The sequence below is a fragment of the Stenotrophomonas sp. TWI377 genome, assembly GCF_039674525.1.
Taxonomy (GTDB): Bacteria; Pseudomonadota; Gammaproteobacteria; order Xanthomonadales; family Xanthomonadaceae; genus Stenotrophomonas.
In genome coordinates, this window is sequence record NZ_JBDJNT010000017.1 from 24,327 (window position 1) to 44,119 (window position 19,793).

The following is a 19,793-nucleotide window of genomic DNA, read 5'->3' on the forward strand; positions in this document are numbered from 1 at the left end:
CATGAACGATGCCACCGAAAGCACCTCCCTGCCCGGCCAGCCGCCGCAGGTAACCGAGAAGATCCGTCCGACGCTGTTCATCGCACTCGGCGGCACCGGCATGAAGGTCAACATCCGTCTGCGCCGCCGCATTCTCAATGCGATCTGGGGCGGCAACGCGAAGGTCGAGAACGTCGCTGACTTCCCGGTGGCACAGTTCATCAACTTCGATCTGGATGCCGGAGAGGTCACCCAGGACGGCAAGTCGGTCAAGACCGATGTACTGGCGGAGCAGGTGGCCTTCACGCCCGAAGAGAAGATCATCGAGCGGCTGGATCTCAACAAGTACACACAATCCGACGACGAACTGCGGCGTCACCGGGAGGTAGCCGAGTGGTTCCCGCTCACGCCCGAGCGCATCCGCCTGCTGGGCGTGGACCCAAGCAAGGGCGCAGGCCAGATCCGTGCGCTGTCGCGTCTGTACTTCTTCGACAAGTATCCGGTCATCCGGGACAAGCTGCGTGACAAGATCGAAACGCTGCTGAGCAACATCGGCGCACGCGCGGACAAGCTCAAGAAGCTGGGGCTGGAAGTGGAGCCGGGCAAGGTGCGGGTGGTCATCACCGGTTCGGCGGCCGGCGGCACGGGCTCCGGGTCGTTCCTGGACATGGGCTATCTGGCCAAGGCGATCCTCAAGGAGAAGAATGTAGAGGGCAAGGTCGACCTGTACATGGTCCTTCCCGGCGGCTTCATCACCACCACCAACCCCGATCGCATCCAGGCCAACGGCTACGCCGCCTTGATGGAGCTTGAGACTGCACTGCGCGGCAATGTGCTTGTCAAGCATTGGGATGCCTCGGACAACCTGCATATCGACAGCCGTCCGTACGATGATGTGTACATCGTCGACAACACCAACGTGGCGATGGCCAAGACGAGTGAACAGGAGGACATCTACGAGATGCTCTCGGATGTGTTCTTTACCGATTTCACCTCGCAGGACTTCGCCAACCGCAAGCGTTCTGTGGCCGTCAACCAGAACCAGCACAAGATCCGCGCCTATTCGGTCCCGCTGCCGCAGGATTATGGTGACGATACGGAACTGCGCTTCACCGCCAGCTACTCCGGCGTCGGCCAGGCCGTACTTGATACCCAGGTGGAGGCGCGCCAGAACGTGCGCATGAACCGCCAGGTGCAGGCAATGCTCAAGGCGTTCTTCGGCATCGCCAATATCCAGGCCCCGGGCAACCGCCCCACCGATAAAGAGCGCGATGATTTCCTGCGCGAGCAGCTGGCGATCGTACCGCGTACCTTCACGGACATTCCGCAATTCCTCTCCCGCGGCGATCTGGCCACGCTCAACGGAGAGTTCACGCACTACCAGGTGGCTGATGATCTGTTGAAGGTGACCGGCGACGCCAGCATCGGCGCGCAGATCGAACAGAAGGTCGAGAATGCGTTCCAGCACCTGATGCACGGCAGCGCTGACCGTGACCAATGGCCGCTGCACGTCCAGGATGTGATCAAGCAGCTTGAGCGCGACACCAAGGGCAACCGGGTAGACAGCGCCGACCGCAACCATGAAGTCCGCATCAAGGAAAACCGCCAGCGGGTGCTGCTCTCGATCACCGATGAGGCTGAACTGCCCGCGCAGATCTTCCGCCGGCTTGACGATGATGAGCGCGGTGGTCTGGACTACACACTGGCCTTGGTGGAGATGATCAAGGACCGGCTGGAGAACGAAGGCACCGGTATCGTTCCTGCGCTGGAACGCAATGCACAGCGCTTTGCCGAGATCTCCGAGAGGCTGCAGAACGCCGAGCTTGCGCGCGAGTTCGAACGCCTCAAGGAGACCACCGGCAAAGGCCTGCTCGCGCGGATCAGCGGCAAGGACAAGCAGGCCGAAACCGTGCTGGCGCAGATCAAGGAGACGATCCGGGACAGCCTGCTGTTCTACGTGCGCTCGGTCGCTTCGCGCGAGGCAGCCAACCTGCTGCGCGATGTCTCGGCCTGGCTGGGTGTCAAGGAAGCGGTCGATGCCCATGGTCGCCCGCTGTGGAGTGGCTTTGTGGGGCGCCTGCAGGACGGCCGCCAGTCGGTCGAGTCCCTGCTGCAGCACGTCGAACGTGATATCGGCAAGATCGAAGCGGCCATCGCCGAGAAGCATGCGACCCTGATCGCACTCAAGGCGCCGCAGGATGAAGAGCAGCCGGCCATCGATCCGGCCGAATTCCGTCAGTGGGCCAAGGAGGCGTTCAAGGACTTCGGTGGCTCGCAGACGCTGTTCCAGAAGCTGCTCAGCGACGAAGGCGCCCAGGAAGTGCTGGGCAAGCTGCGCAACAAGGCCGTGGCACAGTTGCCCCAGGCCGATACTCGTACCCAGACCGATCCGCTGATGCAGGCGCTGGCCGCGCTTACTCCCGAGCAGTTGCGCGAGACCTTCCGCCTGCTGCTGCAGCGCGCGATGCCATGGGTGCCGTTGAACCTCAATGGTGGCTTCGACATTTCCAAGGACCGCTATACCTGCCTGGTCGGGGTAAAGGATGCACGCCTGTTCCGCCGCCAGTACGGCGCGCTGCTGGAGCAGGCCGTGCCCCAGGGTACCGGCATGACCGCCAGCCAGATCGACTTCGTCGAGTCCGGCATTCCCGGCAAGCTGATCTGCTTCACCGAGCTGTCCGGCTTCCCGGTACCGGCACTGACGCCACTGCCGACTTACCAGGCCGCGTACCGCAAAGAGGCGGCGCGTATTCCGCTGCACATCCACAAGCGGGTCAGCCAGTTCGTGCAGCCCATCCAGTTCACCCAGGGCCAGTACCGGCAGTTTGCTGAGGATTTCAAGGTATACCTGCATGCCCTCGGCCTGGGAGTGCTCAAGCGCCGTGCCGATGGCAAGTACGAAATCACGCTGGAAGGCGACGGCTTCAGCATCGGCGATGAATTCTCCGTGCGGCAAAGTGGTCTGGACGGCAATGACAAGCGCAACATTGAAGAGCAGCTTCGTCACCGCTCGGCCAATGTGCGCGACCCGCTGCAGCTCGCACTGCTGGCGCAGCTTTTCCGGCATTACGCCACCGTGGCCTACAAGCCGATCAAGCAGGAAGATCAGCAGGGTCGCGAAAGCTTGAAGAAGCGCTTCCCCTACAAGCTGAGCGAAATGCTGGCCACCGACTATCGACAGAAGCTGGTGCAGGCCGCCGGCGACGACGCCGACCGGATCGAAGAACGCGCCCGTGCCTTGTTTGACGCCTGGACGCAGCCGGTTACTGGCTCGTCGGCGGATGTCTACGCTGACGAGGTCGCCGCCGACCGGGGCGATAAGCGGCAGGTGAATGATGCCTTCGCCCAGATGCTCGGCGCTACGTCCCTTGCCGGCGCGGGCATGGCGGGGCAGGCCCCGGGTGCGGTACCGCCCCCTCCCCCGCAGGGCAGCCTGCCTGGCGCCCCTCCGCCCCCGCCACCGATGGTCGATTACAGCTACTACGTCGGCTACAACAACCAGTCGCTGGGACCGTACACGGTTCAGCAGCTGCAGCAGTTCGTGGGCACCGGCAACATCAACCGCAACAGCCTGCTCTGGCGCGAAGGCATCGAGTGGAGCGCAGCCGGTGCACTGCCGGAGCTGGGCCATCTGTTCGCCCTTCCATCGGCCCCGCAACCGCCGGCTCCCCCGCCGCCACCCTCCGGGTACTGAGGGCGCATCACCGCAATGACTGACGCCACCGCCGCCTCCCCGATCTGCTGTGTCAACGACCAGTGCATGAAGCCTCTGCCGGGGGAGGTGCGCTTCTGCCCGTTCTGTGGCGTGTCCGCGCCTGAGGTGGTGACGCCGCCTGTGGTGACGCCGCCGGTCGCGGGCCCCGTCGCGGCCCCGGCCGCGGCCGTACCGCCGCCCCCGATTCCTGCGGCACCCTCGCCAGCGGCGCCGGCAGGGGTGGAATCAGCGCCTCCACCCGCCCCTGCGGCACCGCCCTCACCTCCGCAAGCGCCACCTGCACCGGGATCGAAGCGCTCGGCCAAGCCCCCTACGCCTGCTGCGCCGATCTCACCTGCGCCCGTTCATCGACCGCGCTCACGCGTGCCGCTGGTGCTGGTCTGCCTGGTACTGGGCGGGGTGTTCTGGACGATCTTCCTGCGCGATCGAGGCGCGCCGCCAACCGTTCCGGCCGGCCGCATCGAGCAGCATCGTACGGCTGTGGAATCATGCCTCGCGCGCGCAGACCTGGCCTGTGCGCGCATCGCCTTGCTGGACATGCAACGCGAGCTGCCGGGTGACGAAAACTGGCGCGACCTGCAGGTGCGGGTGACCGCATTGGAAACCAACCTTGCCAAGCAGGCCGAACCAGCGCTTCCCACCCGCGCCGCTGCACCGGCACCGGCACCGTCGCCGACCGACGTACCCGAACCGGTAAACACCCAGATTGCGCCGACGCCACCGGCACCTGCGTCGGTCCCGGACCGGGCCGCCCAGGTAGATGCGGCGTCGCGCGAGCGTGCTCCCGTACGCTATCCGCCGGAGGCAGTGCGTGCGGGTGCACGCGGCAACGTTCTGCTTACCATCGAGGTTGCCGAAGACGGCACTGCAACGGCCATCTCGGTGACTCGCACCAGTCGGGAGCGGTCACTGGACCGTGCCGCGCTGGACGCCGCGCGGCGCTGGCGTTATCTACCAGCGATCCGGGATGGCCGCGCGTATGCCAGCGCGATACAGCTGGAGGTGAACTTCAGCCCGGACGCGGGTAACCCATCAGACATGGCCGACCTGCGCCAACCTGATAACAGCTACCCACCGAAAGCGCCGACGATCGCGCCGCCGGCAGCAGCGCCTGAGGCCGGCTTGCTGAGCAAGGCCCGGGCTGAATTGCAGCAAGGCCGTTACGACGTCGCGGTGGCCTTGGGCGAATCGGCACTGCAGGTCAATCCCGATTCAGCAGCTGCCCGCTCGCTCATCCGCCAGGCAAAGGCAGAGCGTGACCGTGTCATGCGCGAAACCACCATTGAATGATGCCCGCCCCACTTCCCACCAGGTGTTGACCATGAAAAAGGAATATTTCGCCCCCGCCTCGCTCGGCAAGGTGCTGTTGATCGGCCTCGCTACCGCCGGCACGCTTACCGGTTGCACCACGGGCAATCAGATGACCCGGTCGGACTGGGGCAAGTGTCTGGGCGCGATCGCGCTGGGCACCGGTGCTGGCGCGCTGGTCAACGGAGAGAAGGGTGCCTATGTCGGCGCCGCGGCGGGCATCGCCGCCTGCTTCGTGATCAACGCACAAAGCCGCCGCACCCGCAGCGCGGCCCAGGTGGAGTCGGACTATCGGTCGCGTTACTCGCAGCTGCCGGAGTCTGCCGAGGTCGTGCATTACCAGACCAGCCTTCCCGGCAACAGCGTACGGCGTGGTGAACCGCTGAAGATCGTATCCAACATCGAAGCGGTCAGTGGTCGCCAGCAGCCGATCCGCGAGGTCAAGGAACAGATCCGGATTTACGAACCCGGCCAGTCCGAGCCGTTCAAGACCGGTGAAAAGATCGCCAGCGAGAGTGCAGGCAGCGGTGCATACGAGAACACCTTCACGGTGACCTTCCCGTCCAACATGCCCCAGGGTCGCTACAGCATCCAGACCGACGTGTTCGTCAATGGCGAACGGCTGGACAAGGGCAGCAACCAGATCCAGGTGGTCTATGACGGCGAGCGCCTGATGCGCGAGTTCGCCACGATCGCGGCGCGCTGATGATGCCGGGGTGCCCCTCCGGGCGCCCTGTTTCCTTCTGAGGGACGACCACCCGGCCACGTGCCGGGTTCGGCGATGAACGCATCGCATGGCACCCCACCATGCCGCTCCCGCCCTCAGGCAGGAGCAGCACGTTGCAACGCCTTACTTGCGGGCGCGCTTGGCCGGTGCCTTGCGGGCAACCGGCTTGGCGGCGGCACGCTTGGCGGGCGCAGCCTTGCGGGCCGGGGCCTTCTTGGCCACAGCCTTCTTGGCGGTAGCGACCTTCTTGCCGACGGTCTTCTTGGCGGCCGCGGTCTTCTTGGTCACGGCCTTCTTGGCGGTGGCGACCTTCTTGCCAACCGACTTGCGGGCGACGGCGGTCTTCTTGCCGGCCACCTTCTTGGCGGTCGCGGTCTTCCTGGTCACGGTCTTCTTGGCGGTCGCCGCCTTCTTGGCAACGGCCTTCTTGGCCGTGGCGACCTTCTTGCCGACGGTCTTCTTGGCGACGGCGGTCTTCTTGCCAGCCACCTTCTTGACCGCTGCGGTCTTCTTGGTCACGGCCTTCTTGGCGGTCGCCGACTTCCTGGCAACAGCGGTCTTGGCAGCGGCGACCTTCTTGCCGACGGTCTTCTTGGCGGCAGCGGTCTTCTTGGTCACGGCCTTCTTGGCAGTCGCGGTCTTCTTGGCGACAGCCTTCTTGGCGGTGGCGACCTTCTTGGTCACGGTCTTCTTGGCAGCGGCGGCCTTCTTGGTCACGGCCTTCTTGGCGGTCGTGGCCTTCTTGCCGGCAGCCTTGGTGGTCTTGGTCACGGCCTTTTCAGCGGCGGCCTTCTTCTTGGCGACCTGCTTCTTGATGGCGGTGGCTTCAGCCTTGGCGTTCTTCTTGGCCGCTTCCAGCTTCTGCTTGGCGGTGGCCAGGGTCTTGCCGACCGACTTGGCCGCCTTGTCAGCCTTCTTGGCGACGGTCTTCTCGACCTTGGTCACGGCCTTCTTGACCTTGGCGACCTGGGTGGTGGCAGCCTTGCGTGCGCGCTTGGCGGTCTTCTTCACCGAAGCCACTGCATCCTCCGCAACGTGTGCGATGGTCTCGCCGACGTTGGTGGCGGTTTCTTTTGCATCTTCGACGGTCTGCGAGAGAACCGTGGTCACACCATTACCGTTGCTCATTGAGTGCCTCCTGAGGGGCCTGGTTAGTCAAATCGCTGGCGATGCTATACCGGCGCGGTCCATCGTGGAACGGTCTTGATGCGATGCTCGTGCCAAGCCGACAGTAGCACCCCCATCGTCGGCAGCAAGCAACGCACCAACCTCTTGCACGAAACCCCTTGAAAACAGCATCGGCGCTCCAGCGCGTGGCGCACGCGATGTGTCTCGATGCGCATGTCGGCTGCATTCAATGCGCCCATGATTGATCGTCGCACTTGATCCATTCCCTGCCCTCGTACCCGGCATTTGCGCTGGTTTCGATGACGCGGATGCGCCCTGCAGGCGCACGACCAGCGTTGCTTTGGACGTCGCCGAGCGCACTGCACCGCCCTGCTTGGCACCTCGCCACCGGCCGATTTCGGCACCGCCATCCGTGCCCAGGCTGCGTCACCGGATGGCCGACGACGCGGCGAATTTCATCCCGGGTTTAGCCGATTGCGGACACACTCATTCAGGTTGAATTACCGTATACGTGTTTTCCCTGCCCCGTCCCCTCCGACACGGAACCGCCGGACCATGCGACCGCTCCCGACCCTGCTCACGCTCGCCCTCGCCGCTGCCTTCGGCGGGTTCACCGCCACGGCCATCAACGCGCACCTGGACAACCGTGCCGAGGCGGCGCCGGCCGCATACACCATCCCGACCACAGCGGCGCTGCCCGCAGCGGTTGCCGGCCAGGCGGTGCCGTCGCTGGCACCGATGCTGGAACGGGTGATGCCGGCCGTGGTCAGCGTCAACACCAAGCAGGTGGTGCGCGTGCGCAACCCCTACTTCAACGACCCGTTCTTCCGCCGCCTGTTCCCCGAAGTGCCGCAGGAACGCATCAACGAATCGCTGGGCTCTGGCGTCATCATCGATGCCGCCGAAGGGCTGGTGTTGACCAACCACCATGTGATCGACAACGCCGACGACGTGCAGGTGACCCTGGCCGACGGGCGGACGGTGAAGGCTGAATTCATCGGCTCCGATGCCGATACCGATGTCGCGTTGATCCGCATTCCGACCGGCAACCTGACCGAGATCAAGCTCGGCGACAGCGCCCAGCTGCGCGTGGGCGACTTCGTGGTGGCGATCGGCAATCCGTTCGGTTTCAGCCAGACGGTCACCTCCGGCATCGTCTCGGCGGTGGGCCGCAGCGGCATCCGCGGGCTGGGCTACCAGAACTTCATCCAGACCGATGCCTCGATCAACCCGGGCAATTCCGGCGGTGCGCTGGTCAATCTGCAGGGTCAGCTGGTCGGCATCAATACCGCCAGCTTCAATCCGCAGGGCAGCATGGCCGGCAACATCGGCCTGGGCCTGGCGATCCCTTCCAACCTGGCGCGCGATGTGGTCGACCAGCTGGTCAGACACGGCGTGGTGGTGCGTGGCACGCTCGGCATCGAGGCGCAGAACCTGACCCAGCAGATCGCGCAGGGCCTGGGCCTGACCGAGACGCGGGGCGCGCTGGTGACCCGCGTGCTGGCCGGGTCCAGTGCCGCGGCCGCCGGGCTCAAGCCGGGCGACGTGGTGGTGTCGGCCAACGGCCAGCGCGTGGACAGCGCGCAGGCGCTGCACAACGTGGAAGGCCTGCAGCCGGTCGGCAGTACGCTGACCCTGGACGTGCGCCGCGAGGGCAAGCCGCTGCAGATCAAGGCCACGCTGAAGGAACAGGCACGCGCGGTCACCGGCGAGTCGCTCGATCCGCGTCTGGGCGGGGCCACCTTCGTCGACCTGCCCGAATCGCTGCGCCAGGCCGGTGTCAGCGGGGTATTGGTCAGTGACGTCAAACGCGGCAGCCGCGCGGCAGCCTCCGGGCTGGCGCAGGGTGATGTGATCACCGCGGCAACGGCAGGTGAGTTTGCCGATCTCGCCAGCTGGCGCGCCAACTTCCAGCAGCGCCCGGCACAGCTGGTCCTCAGGATCATCCGTGGCAATGGCGGCGGCCAGCTGGTGATGCGCTGAACGCGGCGTCAGCCGTAACGTCGCTTACACCCGGCCGATGCTATTACCTTGTGTTCGTTGCCGTCGGATCGTCCGCGGTCACCTTCCCCATCGCATAGCAGGAGATACACGATGAGCCCCACCAATACCGAGAATCTGAAGGAACACCTGGGCGAAGCCGGCTCGCACCTGAAGTCGGCGGCCACCGCTGCCGGCGGTGCGATCAAGGGCGCCACCGGCGCTGCCGGTGATGAGCTGCGCATCGGCAAGGCCAACGTCAAGGCCGAACTGTCCGATACCGCGCTCTCCGGCCTGGCCGCGGCCGAGTTCGGCGGTGCCGCCGCCAAGGAACAGGTTGATGCACTGATGGACAAGGGCAAGGACCTTGTCGACAGCGCCGCTGAACTGATCCGTGAGCGTCCGCTGGCGTCGTTCGGCGTGGCCTTCGCAGCCGGCTGGATCATCGCCAAGCTGGCCCGCAGCGGCGGCGACAAGTAAGCAGCGGCGTGAGCGATCAAGCCCAGTCGAGCGCTGCCGGTGGCGCGGATATCCCGCCACCGGACAGCGGTGAAAAAGCACCGCGCCTGGACGAGAGCATCCGCCAGGTCGGTGAGGCCGGCCGTGAGACCGTCGATTCGGCCAAGCACACCCTGCGCTCCCTGCGACGGTTGGCTTCGGCCGACTTCGCACTGGCGCGCAGCGCATTTGGCCGGGCATTGGCCTGGGCGGGCGTGGCGATCGTGTTCGGCGCGTCGGCCTGGTTGTTGCTGGCCGGCACGCTGATCGCCCTGATGCAGCGCTGGGGCCTGTCCTGGTTCCATTCGCTGTTGATCACCTCGATCGTCAGCCTGCTGGTGACCGGCTACGCGATGTGGCGGGTGTCGTTCTTCTTCCGCCATACCGGCATGCATGCCACCCGCCGCCAGCTGTCGCGGTTGGGGCTGTATGACGAGCCCAGCGAGGAAGATCCCGATGCCGACGTCGATACCACGGGGGTGAAGCGATGAACTTCGAAGCCTTGCGGCAACGCGTCCAGCGCGCCGAGCTGGTGGTGGCGGTGCGGGTCGAGAAGACCCGCAGCAGCTGGTCCACCCTCAGCACCGTCTGGCGGACCGGATGGACGCCGCTGCGCATCATCACCGTGGGTCTGGCCGGCGGTTTCCTGGCCGGCAAGCTGGAGCCCACCGGCCTGGGCGCGAAGGTGCAGGGCGCGCGGTGGCTGCAGATGATCGGCTCGGTCTCCAATCTGGTGGCCAGTACCCAGGCCGCGTTCGCCTCGATGCAGGCCAGCGAAGCGGCCGATACCGCCGAGCAGGCTGCTGACAAGGTGGATGAGGCCACCGATGAGGCGCCGCGTCAGGCGGCTCCGGCTCCGAGGCCTGCGGCCCCGGCAACGCCACGGCTCAACCCGGAACGGCGTGCCGAACCGGCCTCGCCGCATCAGCCGCAACCGGCCGAAGCGGCCACGGACCTGTCCGAACGCTGATCGCAGTGCGGTCGGCAGCAACATCCGAAGGCCCTGCGGCACCCGCCGCGGGGCCTTTCTTCGTCTGCACGTACCCCACACGCCATGCGCACCCGGCTTGCCCAATAATGGCGCTCCTTTCCCGTGTGCGATCCGAATGAGCGTCCCGGTTCCCCCTTCTGCCGAAGCCGTCGTCGCACCGCCTGCGCCGCGCCCGCGCGCGCCGATGTCGCTGGTGATCCTGGCCACCCTGGCGGTGGCCTTTACCCTGTGGGCGGCACAGGACGTGGTGCTGCCGATCCTGCTGGCCATGTTCTTCGCACTGGTCGGCAACCCGATCCTGCGGATGCTGCAGAAGATCTGGATTCCCCGGTTTCTCGGCGCGGTGCTGGTGCTCGGCGTCGGCCTGAGTGGTGCCGCCGCGCTCGGCGTGCAGCTGGTCGGCCCGGCGATGGAATGGGCCCAGGAAGCACCGCAGCAGCTGCGCAAGGTCGCCCGCCAGGTGCAGAACCTGACCAAGCCGGTGCAGCAGGCCAACCAGGCCGCCGAGAACTTCGCGCGCGTCGCCGGTGGCGAAGGCAGCCGCCGCGTGCAGATCGTGCGCACCCAGCTCGATGATCCCTACAAGGTGCTGACCCGCGCGCCACGCCTGGCCGCCTCGGTGCTGGCGGTGGTGCTGTTGACCCTGTTCTTCATGATCTACGGGCAGAACCTGCAGAAGCATGCCATCGCGCTGTTCCCCAGCCGCCAGCAGCAACGTTTCACCACGGACATCCTGCGCTCGATCGAGCGCGAGGTTTCCCGATACGTCCTCACCATCACCGTGATCAACACGCTGGTAGGCCTGGTGTTCTCCGGCATCCTGCTGCTGCTCGGCATTTCGCTGCAGGAGGCGCTGCTATGGGGCACCGTGGCGGCCCTGCTGAACTTCGCGCCCTACGTCGGCCCGCTGATCGGCGTGGCCCTGATGCTGCTGATGGGGTTCGTGGAGTTCAGCGATCCCTTCAAAGCACTACTGCCCGCGGCCTGCTACCTCGCGCTGCACACCATCGAAGGCCAGGTGGTGACCCCGATCGTACTGGGCCGGCAGATGGCGATCTCGCCGCTGATCCTGATCCTGGCGCTGATGGTGTTCGGCTGGCTGTGGGGCATGGTCGGCCTGCTGCTGGCGGTGCCGTTGCTGGTCTGCATCAAGCTGGTGCTGGCGCGGCTGGATGGCACCCAGGGCTGGGCCAAGCTGCTGGAATAAGCCGTCAAGGCCAAGGGTACGGCTGGCTGCGCGATCCCCGGTGGTGCCAGAATACCGGCACCTTTTCGGATGGATCCCGGCCCTGATGTCTTCCCTCGCTACCCGTTGCCTGGCCCTCGCCGGCCTTGTCACCCTCGCTGCCCCGACGTTGGCCGCTCCCCCACCCAGCCCCGAGGTGGCCAGCCGCCAGCTGGTCGAGGCGGTCACCTGCAAGCGCCACCTGACGCCTGCGCAGTTCGCCGCGGTGGCGAAGGTGCTCAAGCCGACCGAGCTGCAGGCGTACGGCGAACTGTCCGATGGCGAGTATGCGCTGACCACGCCGCTGCTCGTGCTGGGCCAGCCAGTGAACCGCCTGCACCTGTACGACGGTGCCAACGGCGAGGACAGCATCGACAGCTATACCGCCTACTTCAGCACAGCCGGTATCGAACAGATCGCAGCGCTGGCGAAGATTCCGCGCAACGAAGCCGGCGACTACACCCTGGAGGTGGGCCGCCACGACCTGAGCGTGCGGCAGGACGAGGGCCAGGCCTCCATCGCCTGCTCCTACGACCTGCGCTGAAGCACCTCACCTCGGCGCCTGCGCGCGCCATGAAAGCCCGCGCGCGCAGGCGTAGAATGGCGGGGTGAATTTCCCCGTCCAAGCCATCACCCTCGACCTCGACGACACCTTGTGGCCGTTCGCCCCCATCGGCGCCCGCATCGACCAGGTGTTGTACGAGTGGATGCTCCAGCACAGCCCCGCCACCGCCGCGATGTACCCGGTGGCGGCGATGCGCGAACTGCGCGAGCGCTCCTTCCATGACAACCCGCACCTGCACTACGACCTGAGCGCGCTGCGCCGGTTGACGCTGAGCGAGGCGCTGGAGAAAAGCGGCGCCGATCCGGCCCTGCTGGAACCTGCCTACGAGGCGTTCTACGCCGCGCGCAACCAGGTCGAGTTCTATCCGGATGCGATGGACGCGCTGGCCCGGATCGCCGCACGCGTGCCGGTCGCCGCCCTCAGCAACGGCAATGCCGACCTGCAGCGCATCGGCGTGTCCCACCATTTCACCTTCCAGCTCGGCTCGCGCGAGCACGGCGCGGCCAAGCCCGCAGCGAGCATCTTCCATGCGGCCTGCGAGCGCCTCGCGGTGGCCCCTGCCCACGTGCTGCACGTCGGCGACCACGCCGAGATGGACGTGGTCGGTGCGATGCAGGCCGGCCTGCGCGGCTGCTGGATCAACCGCGAAGAACACCCCTGGACCCACCCTTCACTGCAGCCCGATCTGCAGTTCGACACCCTGACCGGGCTGGCCGACTGGCTGGATGCGAACGCATCCGCCCAGCACGCGTAAGCCGCCGCCCAAGGAGCACTCGAGTCCCATGTCCCAGATCAACGGTTTCACGTCCGACACCTCGCATGCGCTGCCGCTGCATGTGATGACCCGCGAGCAGTACGCCGGCTGGCGTGCGCAGCAATCCGACGCGCTCGGCGCGTGGCTGGACGCGCAGCGCTTCAACGGCAGCGGTGGCAGCGTGGTGCTGCTGCCGGGCGAGCACGGCCTGGCCGGCGCGATCGTCGGTGTTGGCGACCCGGGGGATGTCTACAGCTACGCGCACGCGCCGTTCGCGCTGCCGGAAGGCACTGTCTGGACACTGGCGGATGCACTGGCGCCGGAGATCGAGACCCTGCTGCAGATCGGCTGGGGCCTGGGCAGCTACCGCTTCGCGCGCTACCGAACGCCCAACCGCGCGCCGGCCCAGCTGGCTGCCACGCCTTCGGCCGAAGTGCGCGATGTGATCATCGCCAGCCTGCGCGTGCGCGACTGGGTCAACACCCCGACCGAGGACATGGGTCCGCAGCAGCTGGAAGATGCCGCGCGCGAACTGGCCACCGCGCATGGTGCGCAGATCGACGTGATCACCGGCGATGCGCTGCTGGAGCAGAACTTCCCGTCCATCCACGCCGTGGGCCGCGCCTCGCATCGCGCGCCCCGCCTGATCGTGCTGCGCTGGGGCAACGCAGGCCAGCCGCACGTGGCGCTGGTCGGCAAGGGCGTGTGCTTTGACACCGGCGGGCTGGACATCAAGCCGGGTGACGGCATGCGCAACATGAAAAAGGACATGGGCGGCGCCGCGCACGCACTGGGCCTGGCCGGCCTGATCATGGCCCAGCAGTTGCCGGTGCAGCTGACCCTGCTGATCCCGGCGGTGGAAAACGCGATCGGTCCGGATGCGTTCCGCCCGGGCGAAGTGATCGCCAGCCGCAAGGGCCTGAGCATCGAGATCGACAACACCGATGCAGAAGGGCGCGTGATCCTCGCCGATGCGCTGACCTACGCCAGCGAGCAGCAGCCGGAGATCGTGCTCGATTTCGCCACCCTGACCGGCGCGGCCCGCATCGCGCTGGGCCCGGACCTGCCGGCACTGTTCAGCAACGACGACACCCTGGCCCAGCAGTGGCTGCAGGCCGGTGAATCGGTGCGCGATCCGGTCTGGCGCATGCCGCTGTGGCGCCCGTACCTGCGCTACCTGCACAGCAACATCGCGGATCTGGCCAACGCCGGTTCGCGCATGGCCGGCTCGGTCACCGCCGCGCTGTACCTGGAGCGGTTCATCGCCGAAGGCCAGACCTGGGCGCATCTGGATGTCTACGCCTGGAACGACGGCGAACGCCCGGGCCGTCCGGCCGGTGGCGAAGCGCTGGCGCTGCGTTCGGCGTGGGCGATGCTGAAGACGCGGTACGCCTGAGGCTGCACCGGCTAGTACCCGGTACGCGCTGTTCCCACGATCCCCGCTCCGGCGGGGATCGTCGTTTCTGCAGAGTTGGCGAAAATGTGAATATCGGCCTGCGCCGGGTTCTGACACCATGCTCCTGTCGCCCACCCACACACATCGTGAAGGCAGGAATCCGGACATGTCGCTCTTCGGCTATACCCGCGCTGGTCGCGAACCGGGCGCTCCACGCCCTCAATCACCGCTGCTGTGGATCGCGCTGATCGCCCTGATCTCGGGTGGCCTGGTGCTGGCCTTCGCCTGGCTGGCCGGCTGGATCGGCCGCGACCGCGTCACCGCGCAGACCTTCACCGATGCCATCGAGGCGACCGGCCCCCCGCAGCCCGGCTTCCGCCGCGCGCATACCAAGGGGGTCTGCGTCAGCGGTGTGTTCCAGGGCACGCCGGAAGGCGCGGCGCTGAGTTCGGCCCGCGTGTTCCGGCAGCGCCAGGTACCGGTGTTGGGCCGCCTGTCGATCGGCGGCGGCGACCCGCATGGCGCCGACAACAAGGCCCGCGTGCGCAGCATGGCGCTGCAGCTGGTCAGCGACGATGGGCAGGAATGGCGCATGGCGATGAACAGCTTCCCGTTCTTCGCGGTGCCCACCGCCGAGGCCTTCCTGGAACAGACCCGCGCCGGCACGCCGGACCCGGCCACCGGTAAACCGGACCCGGCAAAGATGGCCGCCGTGCTGGAGAAGTACCCCTCCGCGCGTGCCTTCCAGCAGTGGGCCAAGACCGCCCCGTGGTCGAACAGCTGGGCCAACACCCCCTACAACGGCGTCAACAGTTTTCGTTTCACCGCCGCCGATGGCAGCCACCACTTCGTGCGCTGGAGCATGCGCCCACAGGCGCCCTTCGAGGACATGACGCCGGAACAGCGCGCGCAGTCCGACGATGATTTCCTCAGTGAGGAGTTCGCGCAGCGGCTGGCACAGGGCCCGGTGCGCTGGGACATGTGGGTGACGATCGCCAACGACGGCGACCCGATCAATGACCCCTCGCAGGTGTGGCCGGAAGACCGCCGCCAGGTGAAGGCCGGCACGCTGACCCTGAGCAGCATGCAGCCGCAGGCCACCGGTGCCTGCCGCGACCTCAACTACGATCCGCTGATCCTGCCCAGCGGCGTGGCCGGCACGGATGATCCGATCCTGGCCGCACGCTCGGCGGTGTATTCGCAATCGTTCAATCGCCGCGAGCGCGAAATCGCCAGCGGCAAAGCGCCCGCCGCCACGGGCAAGGAAGGTGCGCGATGAACCGTGATGCCGGCCATTTCAATCTCCTCGCGCGCATCCTGCACTGGCTGATGGCGGCGATGATCCTGACCATGCTGTTCGTCGGCGTGACCATGGTCGCGTCACTGCACTGGCGGCCGATGCTGATCGACCTGCATCGGCCACTCGGCATCGCCATCCTGCTGCTGGTGCTGGTGCGCCTGTACAACCGCCTGCGGCATCGCCCGCCGCCGCTGCCGGCCGACCTGCCCGCCTGGCAGGCCGCGGCGGCGCATGCTTCGCACTGGGTGCTCTACGGGCTGATGCTGGCCATGCCGCTGGTCGGCTGGGGCATGCTCTCTGCCGGCGGCTACCCGATCGTGATGGGCGGCGGCGTGCACCTGCCCGCGATCCTGCCGCACAACCCGGCGCTGTACGCGGCGCTGCGCAATGCGCACAGCCTGCTCGCCTATGTGCTGTTCGCCACGGTGGTGATGCATCTGTCAGCCGCGCTGTTCCACCTGTGGGTGCGCCGCGATGGCGTGTTCCAGGCGATGGCGAAGGGGCCGGGCCGCACCTCCCCCACCGACACCGATCCCCGGTAGCCACCGACCGTTGGTCGGTGGTATCGGATCGCATGCATCGCTGGCACCCCGGTAGTGCCGGCCGCTGGCCGGCTCCCGTTATTCTCGACAGAGAGGGTGCAGAGCCGGCCAGCGGCCGGCACTACAGCCAGCCTTTCTGCCGCGCCAGCCGATACGCCTCGATGCGGTTGGCCACACCCAGTTTGCCGATGCATTCGGACAGGTAGTTGCGCACCGTGCCGTGCGAGAGCCCGAGCTGGGTGGCGATCTCGCTGGCCGAGCGTCCGTCGCCGGAAAGCCGCAGCACCTGGCGCTCGCGGTCGTTGAGCGGATCGGCCTGCGACCAGGCATCCAGCGCCAGCTGCGGATCGATCGCGCGGCCGCCGTGCTGCACCTGGCGCAGTGCATCGGCCAGGCGTTCGGCCGGGGCATCCTTGAGCAGATAGCCGCAGACGCCGGCATCCAGCGCGCGGCGCAGGAAGCCGGAGCGCGCGAAGGTGGTGACGATCACGACCTTGATCGGCAGGCCCTGGCGGGCGATCCGCTGCGCCAGTTCCAGCCCGGACAGACCGGGCATTTCGATATCGGTGACCAGGATGTCCGGCTGCAGCTGCTGCAGCATCCGCCACGCGGCTTCGCCATCGGCGGCGCTGCCCAGCACCTCGATGTCCGGCTCCAGCCCGAGCAGCGCTGACAATGCGCCGCGCACCATCGCCTGGTCTTCGGCGAGCACGATGCGGATCATGATGCACCCCCGGCAGGCAGCGACGGCGCTGTCGGCACCTCCACCGGCGCCACCACGGCGGTGGTCGCGGCCGGCAAGGTGACCCGCACCGTCACGCAGGTGCCCTCCCCTTTTGCGGACTGCACCGCCAGGGTGCCACGCAGTGCAGCGACGCGTTCGCGCATCCCGGTCAGGCCGTTGCCATCGACGTGGGCGCCGCCGCGCCCGTCATCACGGATCTGCATCAACAGACTGCGCCCGTCCTGCTCGAAGGTGATCCACGCCTGCCGCGCCTGTGCATGACGGGCGACATTGGTCACCGCCTCGCGCAGCACCAGCGACAGCGCCCGCTCCGTATCGACCGGCATCGGCGGCGGTGGCGCGTAGTGCAGATGCACATGCTGGTACTCCAGCAGCAACCGCGCCGAGGCGAGTTCGGCCGCCAGATCGCTGGCGCGGATACCGGTGACTGCACTGCGCACTTCGGCCAGCGCCTGCCGCGCGATCGTTTCAGCCTCGTCCACTTCGCGGCGCGAGCCGGCTGGATCGCGGTCGGCCAGCTTGCGCGAGAGCTCAAGCTTCAAGGTGATCAAGGACAGCGTATGCCCCAGCAGATCGTGCAGATCGCGGCCAATGCGCTCACGTTCGGCCGTTGCCGCCAGCCGACGCACTTCGTCCTGGGACAGCTGCAGCGCTGCATCCTGTTCATGGCTCGCGGTTTCGAAATTGACCACCAGGCTGATGATCATCGCCATGCTCGGGATCCAGATCAGCGCCTGCCACGGATAGTGGGCCAACAAACCCACCACCACGAACAACGCGTTCAAGCCCACCAGCTGCAGCAGATAGCACCCATAGCCACTGCGGCGCGAGACGCGCAGGGTGACACAGCCGAAAATGAAGTAGCTCACCGCCGAGGGGTACCACGCCAGCGGCACCAGCCCCAGCACCACCATCGACAGCGCATAGCGCGGCGCGTGGCAACGCGGTGCGAGCAGCACACCGGCGTACAGGACCAGGAACACCGGGTAGGTCAGCAGGGTCAGCGCCGCCCATCGCCACGTGTAGCCACCGCCGAACAGCGGCGTCAGGAACACCCACAGCGTCCACAGCAGGTGGATCGCATCGACCCACGGCGATCTGCCGCGCCGCAGGTTCTCGGCCACGGCCGAATCCGGCGCGGGGCGCAGCAGGGAGGCGAGCCGACTGAAGGACACGGACGATTCCAAGGCAGAACGAGCAGGCGCGATCATGCCACTTCAGCCGATCCGCCGCAGGCGGCGCCGTGCCAGCCCAAGCGCCACGACGGTAATGCAAAGCAGTACGGCCACGTGGACCCAGGCACTGCCCTGCGCCGGCTGACCGACCGCCGGCAATGCCAGCTGGGCCAGATGCCAGGTCGGCCACAGCGGCGCCATGGCGCTGAACAGCGGTGGCAGCATCGACAGCGGCAGCCACAGCCCGGACAACAACGCCAGCGGCAGATAGACCAGGTTGACCACCGCCGGCGCCGCGTTGGCGCTGACATGGCTGCCGATCAACAGGCCGATCGCGCCCAGCGGCAGCGCCGCGAACGCCGCCACCGCCAGCAGATGAAGCGCGGCCCAAGGGGTGACAGACACGCCGGCGCCCATCGCCACCGCCATGAGCAGCACCGCCACCAGCACCGCGAACAGGACGGCCATCAGCAGGCGTGCGAGCAGGGGTGCCATCGGTGGCATCGGCAGTGCACGCTTGAGTGTGAGCAGGCCGCCCTCGCGGTCCAGCGCCAACTGCACGCCGAAGCCGAACAGCGCCGGCGCCATTGCACCGAACACGCAGTAGGTGGCCAGCAGATAGATCGAGGCCTGCCCGCGACCGAGCAGCACACCGAACAAAGAATAGAACAACACCGGGAACAGCAGCGACGGCAGCACGAAGCCCGGGTAGCGCCAGGCACGCCGCAGTTCGCACACGATCTCGGCGCGGTAGATCGGCCACGCGGGCACGCGGGCGGACGTGGCGGATACGGTTTCAGTCACGGTGTTCATGCGGCCTCCCGGGTCAGTTCAACGAAGGCGTCGGCCAGCCCGCCGCCATGCACGTCCAGTTCCTGCAGTTGCGGATCTTCGGCGAGCAGCCGCGCGACCACCGGCTCGGCCGGTTCGGCCAGCAGCTGCAGGTGCAGGCCATCGCGGACCGCCTCGCGCACGCCCGGCCAGGTCTTCAGCGTCTCCACGTCCAGTGCGCTGCGGCAGCGGATGCGACGCGGCGCGAGCTGCTGGCGGAACTGCGCCAGCGGACCATCGGCCAGCACCCGGCCCTGTTCGATCACCACCACGCGCTGGGCCAGCGCCTCGGCTTCTTCCAGATAATGCGTGGTCAGCAGCACACCGCAGCCCTCGGCCGCCAGCTGCCGGATCGCCTGCCAGAGCTGCTGCCGCGCCTGGATGTCCAGGCCGGTGGTCGGCTCATCGAGGAACAGCAACTGCGGCCGCCCGCAGACCGCGATGGCGAACTGCACCCGGCGCTGCTGGCCGCCGGACAGCGTTCCGTAGCGACGCCGGGCAAGATCGGTCAGCCCGGCCAGTGCAAGGCAGTCCGCCAGTGAGCGCGGATCGACGTAACAGGTGCGCGCCAGATCAATCAGCTCCCGGACCTGCAGCACCGGTGGCAACGCGGTGGCCTGCAGCATCACCCCGATGCCGCCGCGACGGTCCCGATCCTGCGGGTCGCCGCCGAGCAGCTCCACCCGACCCGCATCCGCGCGGCGCAGGCCCAGCAGCAGCGAAATGGCCGTGCTCTTGCCGGCGCCGTTGCGGCCGAGCAGGGCCAGCACTTCACCGCGGTGCAGCGAGAAACTCACGCCCTGCAGGGCGGCGACGTCACCGTAGTGGACCTGGACGTCGTGCAGACAGGCCAGTGGCGAGGCAGTGGATTCAGTCATGGCGGACTCCCGGAGAGGACACCCACAGCTTCTGCTGCCGGCCGCGGCCACCCCAG

18 protein-coding genes are annotated in these 19,793 nt (G+C 67.2%); 13 read left to right on the forward strand and 5 right to left on the reverse strand.

Features of this window, described 5'->3' with window-relative positions; genetic code table 11:
• Position 1 precedes the first annotated feature (1 nt).
• The 3 genes from ABE546_RS14275 (at position 2) to ABE546_RS14285 (ending at position 5,708) form a co-directional block, all read left to right on the forward strand.
• Positions 2–3,673 carry a tubulin-like doman-containing protein gene (locus tag ABE546_RS14275; RefSeq protein WP_346464184.1) on the forward strand — a complete coding sequence of 1,224 codons (3,672 nt, stop codon included), beginning with the start codon at positions 2–4 and terminating at the stop codon, positions 3,671–3,673.
• A 384-nt stretch (positions 3,674–4,057) separates the two neighbouring features.
• Positions 4,058–4,984 carry an energy transducer TonB gene (locus tag ABE546_RS14280; RefSeq protein WP_313208830.1) on the forward strand — a complete coding sequence of 309 codons (927 nt, stop codon included), beginning with the start codon at positions 4,058–4,060 and terminating at the stop codon, positions 4,982–4,984.
• A gap of 31 nt (positions 4,985–5,015) precedes the next feature.
• On the forward strand, positions 5,016–5,708 hold the full coding sequence (locus tag ABE546_RS14285) for a hypothetical protein (RefSeq protein ID WP_313208831.1): 693 nt from the start codon (positions 5,016–5,018) through the stop codon (positions 5,706–5,708).
• Positions 5,709–5,852: 144 nt separating this feature from the next.
• Here the strand turns inward: ABE546_RS14285 and ABE546_RS14290 are convergent, their stop codons facing one another.
• Positions 5,853–6,857, reverse strand: a complete 1,005-nt coding sequence (locus ABE546_RS14290) for a histone (RefSeq protein ID WP_346464186.1) — start codon at positions 6,855–6,857, stop codon at positions 5,853–5,855.
• 555 nt (positions 6,858–7,412) lie between these two features.
• On the opposite strand from ABE546_RS14290, the gene ABE546_RS14295 reads away from it, so the two are divergent.
• The 10 genes from ABE546_RS14295 to ABE546_RS14340 all read left to right on the forward strand — a co-directional run bounded on the left by ABE546_RS14295 (position 7,413) and on the right by ABE546_RS14340 (position 16,108).
• Positions 7,413–8,840 carry a Do family serine endopeptidase gene (locus ABE546_RS14295; protein ID WP_346464188.1) on the forward strand — a complete coding sequence of 476 codons (1,428 nt, stop codon included), beginning with the start codon at positions 7,413–7,415 and terminating at the stop codon, positions 8,838–8,840.
• Positions 8,841–8,951: 111 nt separating this feature from the next.
• Entirely contained in the window at positions 8,952–9,317 is a 366-nt protein-coding gene (locus ABE546_RS14300) for a hypothetical protein (protein WP_019185548.1), read from the forward strand.
• Between the two features lie 8 nt (positions 9,318–9,325).
• Complete coding sequence (locus ABE546_RS14305) at positions 9,326–9,826, forward strand: phage holin family protein (protein WP_313208834.1); 501 nt, start codon at positions 9,326–9,328, stop codon at positions 9,824–9,826.
• Complete coding sequence (locus ABE546_RS14310; RefSeq protein WP_313208835.1) at positions 9,823–10,305, forward strand: protein sip-5; 483 nt, start codon at positions 9,823–9,825, stop codon at positions 10,303–10,305. The genes ABE546_RS14305 and ABE546_RS14310 overlap by 4 nt, the downstream gene beginning before the upstream one ends.
• A gap of 136 nt (positions 10,306–10,441) precedes the next feature.
• The gene (locus ABE546_RS14315) at positions 10,442–11,533 is read left to right on the forward strand and encodes an AI-2E family transporter (protein WP_313208836.1); all 1,092 of its coding nucleotides are present in this window, start codon (positions 10,442–10,444) and stop codon (positions 11,531–11,533) included.
• An 85-nt stretch (positions 11,534–11,618) separates the two neighbouring features.
• Positions 11,619–12,095 carry a hypothetical protein gene (locus ABE546_RS14320; RefSeq protein WP_346464190.1) on the forward strand — a complete coding sequence of 159 codons (477 nt, stop codon included), beginning with the start codon at positions 11,619–11,621 and terminating at the stop codon, positions 12,093–12,095.
• Between the two features lie 64 nt (positions 12,096–12,159).
• Positions 12,160–12,870 carry an HAD family hydrolase gene (locus ABE546_RS14325; RefSeq protein ID WP_102788871.1) on the forward strand — a complete coding sequence of 237 codons (711 nt, stop codon included), beginning with the start codon at positions 12,160–12,162 and terminating at the stop codon, positions 12,868–12,870.
• A 28-nt stretch (positions 12,871–12,898) separates the two neighbouring features.
• Positions 12,899–14,266 carry a leucyl aminopeptidase family protein gene (locus ABE546_RS14330; RefSeq protein ID WP_346464192.1) on the forward strand — a complete coding sequence of 456 codons (1,368 nt, stop codon included), beginning with the start codon at positions 12,899–12,901 and terminating at the stop codon, positions 14,264–14,266.
• A gap of 166 nt (positions 14,267–14,432) precedes the next feature.
• Positions 14,433–15,545 (forward strand): catalase family peroxidase, encoded by a 1,113-nt coding sequence (locus ABE546_RS14335; protein ID WP_346464193.1) that lies wholly within the window; start codon positions 14,433–14,435, stop codon positions 15,543–15,545.
• Positions 15,542–16,108, forward strand: coding sequence for a cytochrome b/b6 domain-containing protein (locus ABE546_RS14340; protein ID WP_313208840.1), 567 nt, complete (start codon positions 15,542–15,544; stop codon positions 16,106–16,108). Before ABE546_RS14335 ends, ABE546_RS14340 begins: the two co-directional genes overlap by 4 nt.
• A gap of 121 nt (positions 16,109–16,229) precedes the next feature.
• On the opposite strand, the gene ABE546_RS14345 is transcribed toward ABE546_RS14340, so the two are convergent.
• From ABE546_RS14345 to ABE546_RS14360, 4 genes are read right to left on the reverse strand one after another with little or no spacing between them, the layout of a single operon-like run.
• Positions 16,230–16,832, reverse strand: coding sequence for a response regulator transcription factor (locus ABE546_RS14345; RefSeq protein ID WP_123731154.1), 603 nt, complete (start codon positions 16,830–16,832; stop codon positions 16,230–16,232).
• Complete coding sequence (locus tag ABE546_RS14350) at positions 16,829–18,064, reverse strand: sensor histidine kinase (RefSeq protein ID WP_346464195.1); 1,236 nt, start codon at positions 18,062–18,064, stop codon at positions 16,829–16,831. The genes ABE546_RS14345 and ABE546_RS14350 overlap by 4 nt, the downstream gene beginning before the upstream one ends.
• Before the next feature lie 6 nt (positions 18,065–18,070).
• A complete protein-coding gene (locus ABE546_RS14355; RefSeq protein ID WP_313208843.1) occupies positions 18,071–18,841 on the reverse strand; it encodes an ABC transporter permease in 771 nt (256 codons plus the stop codon).
• Positions 18,838–19,737 carry an ABC transporter ATP-binding protein gene (locus ABE546_RS14360; protein ID WP_313208844.1) on the reverse strand — a complete coding sequence of 300 codons (900 nt, stop codon included), beginning with the start codon at positions 19,735–19,737 and terminating at the stop codon, positions 18,838–18,840. The genes ABE546_RS14355 and ABE546_RS14360 overlap by 4 nt, the downstream gene beginning before the upstream one ends.
• Positions 19,738–19,793 lie beyond the last annotated feature (56 nt).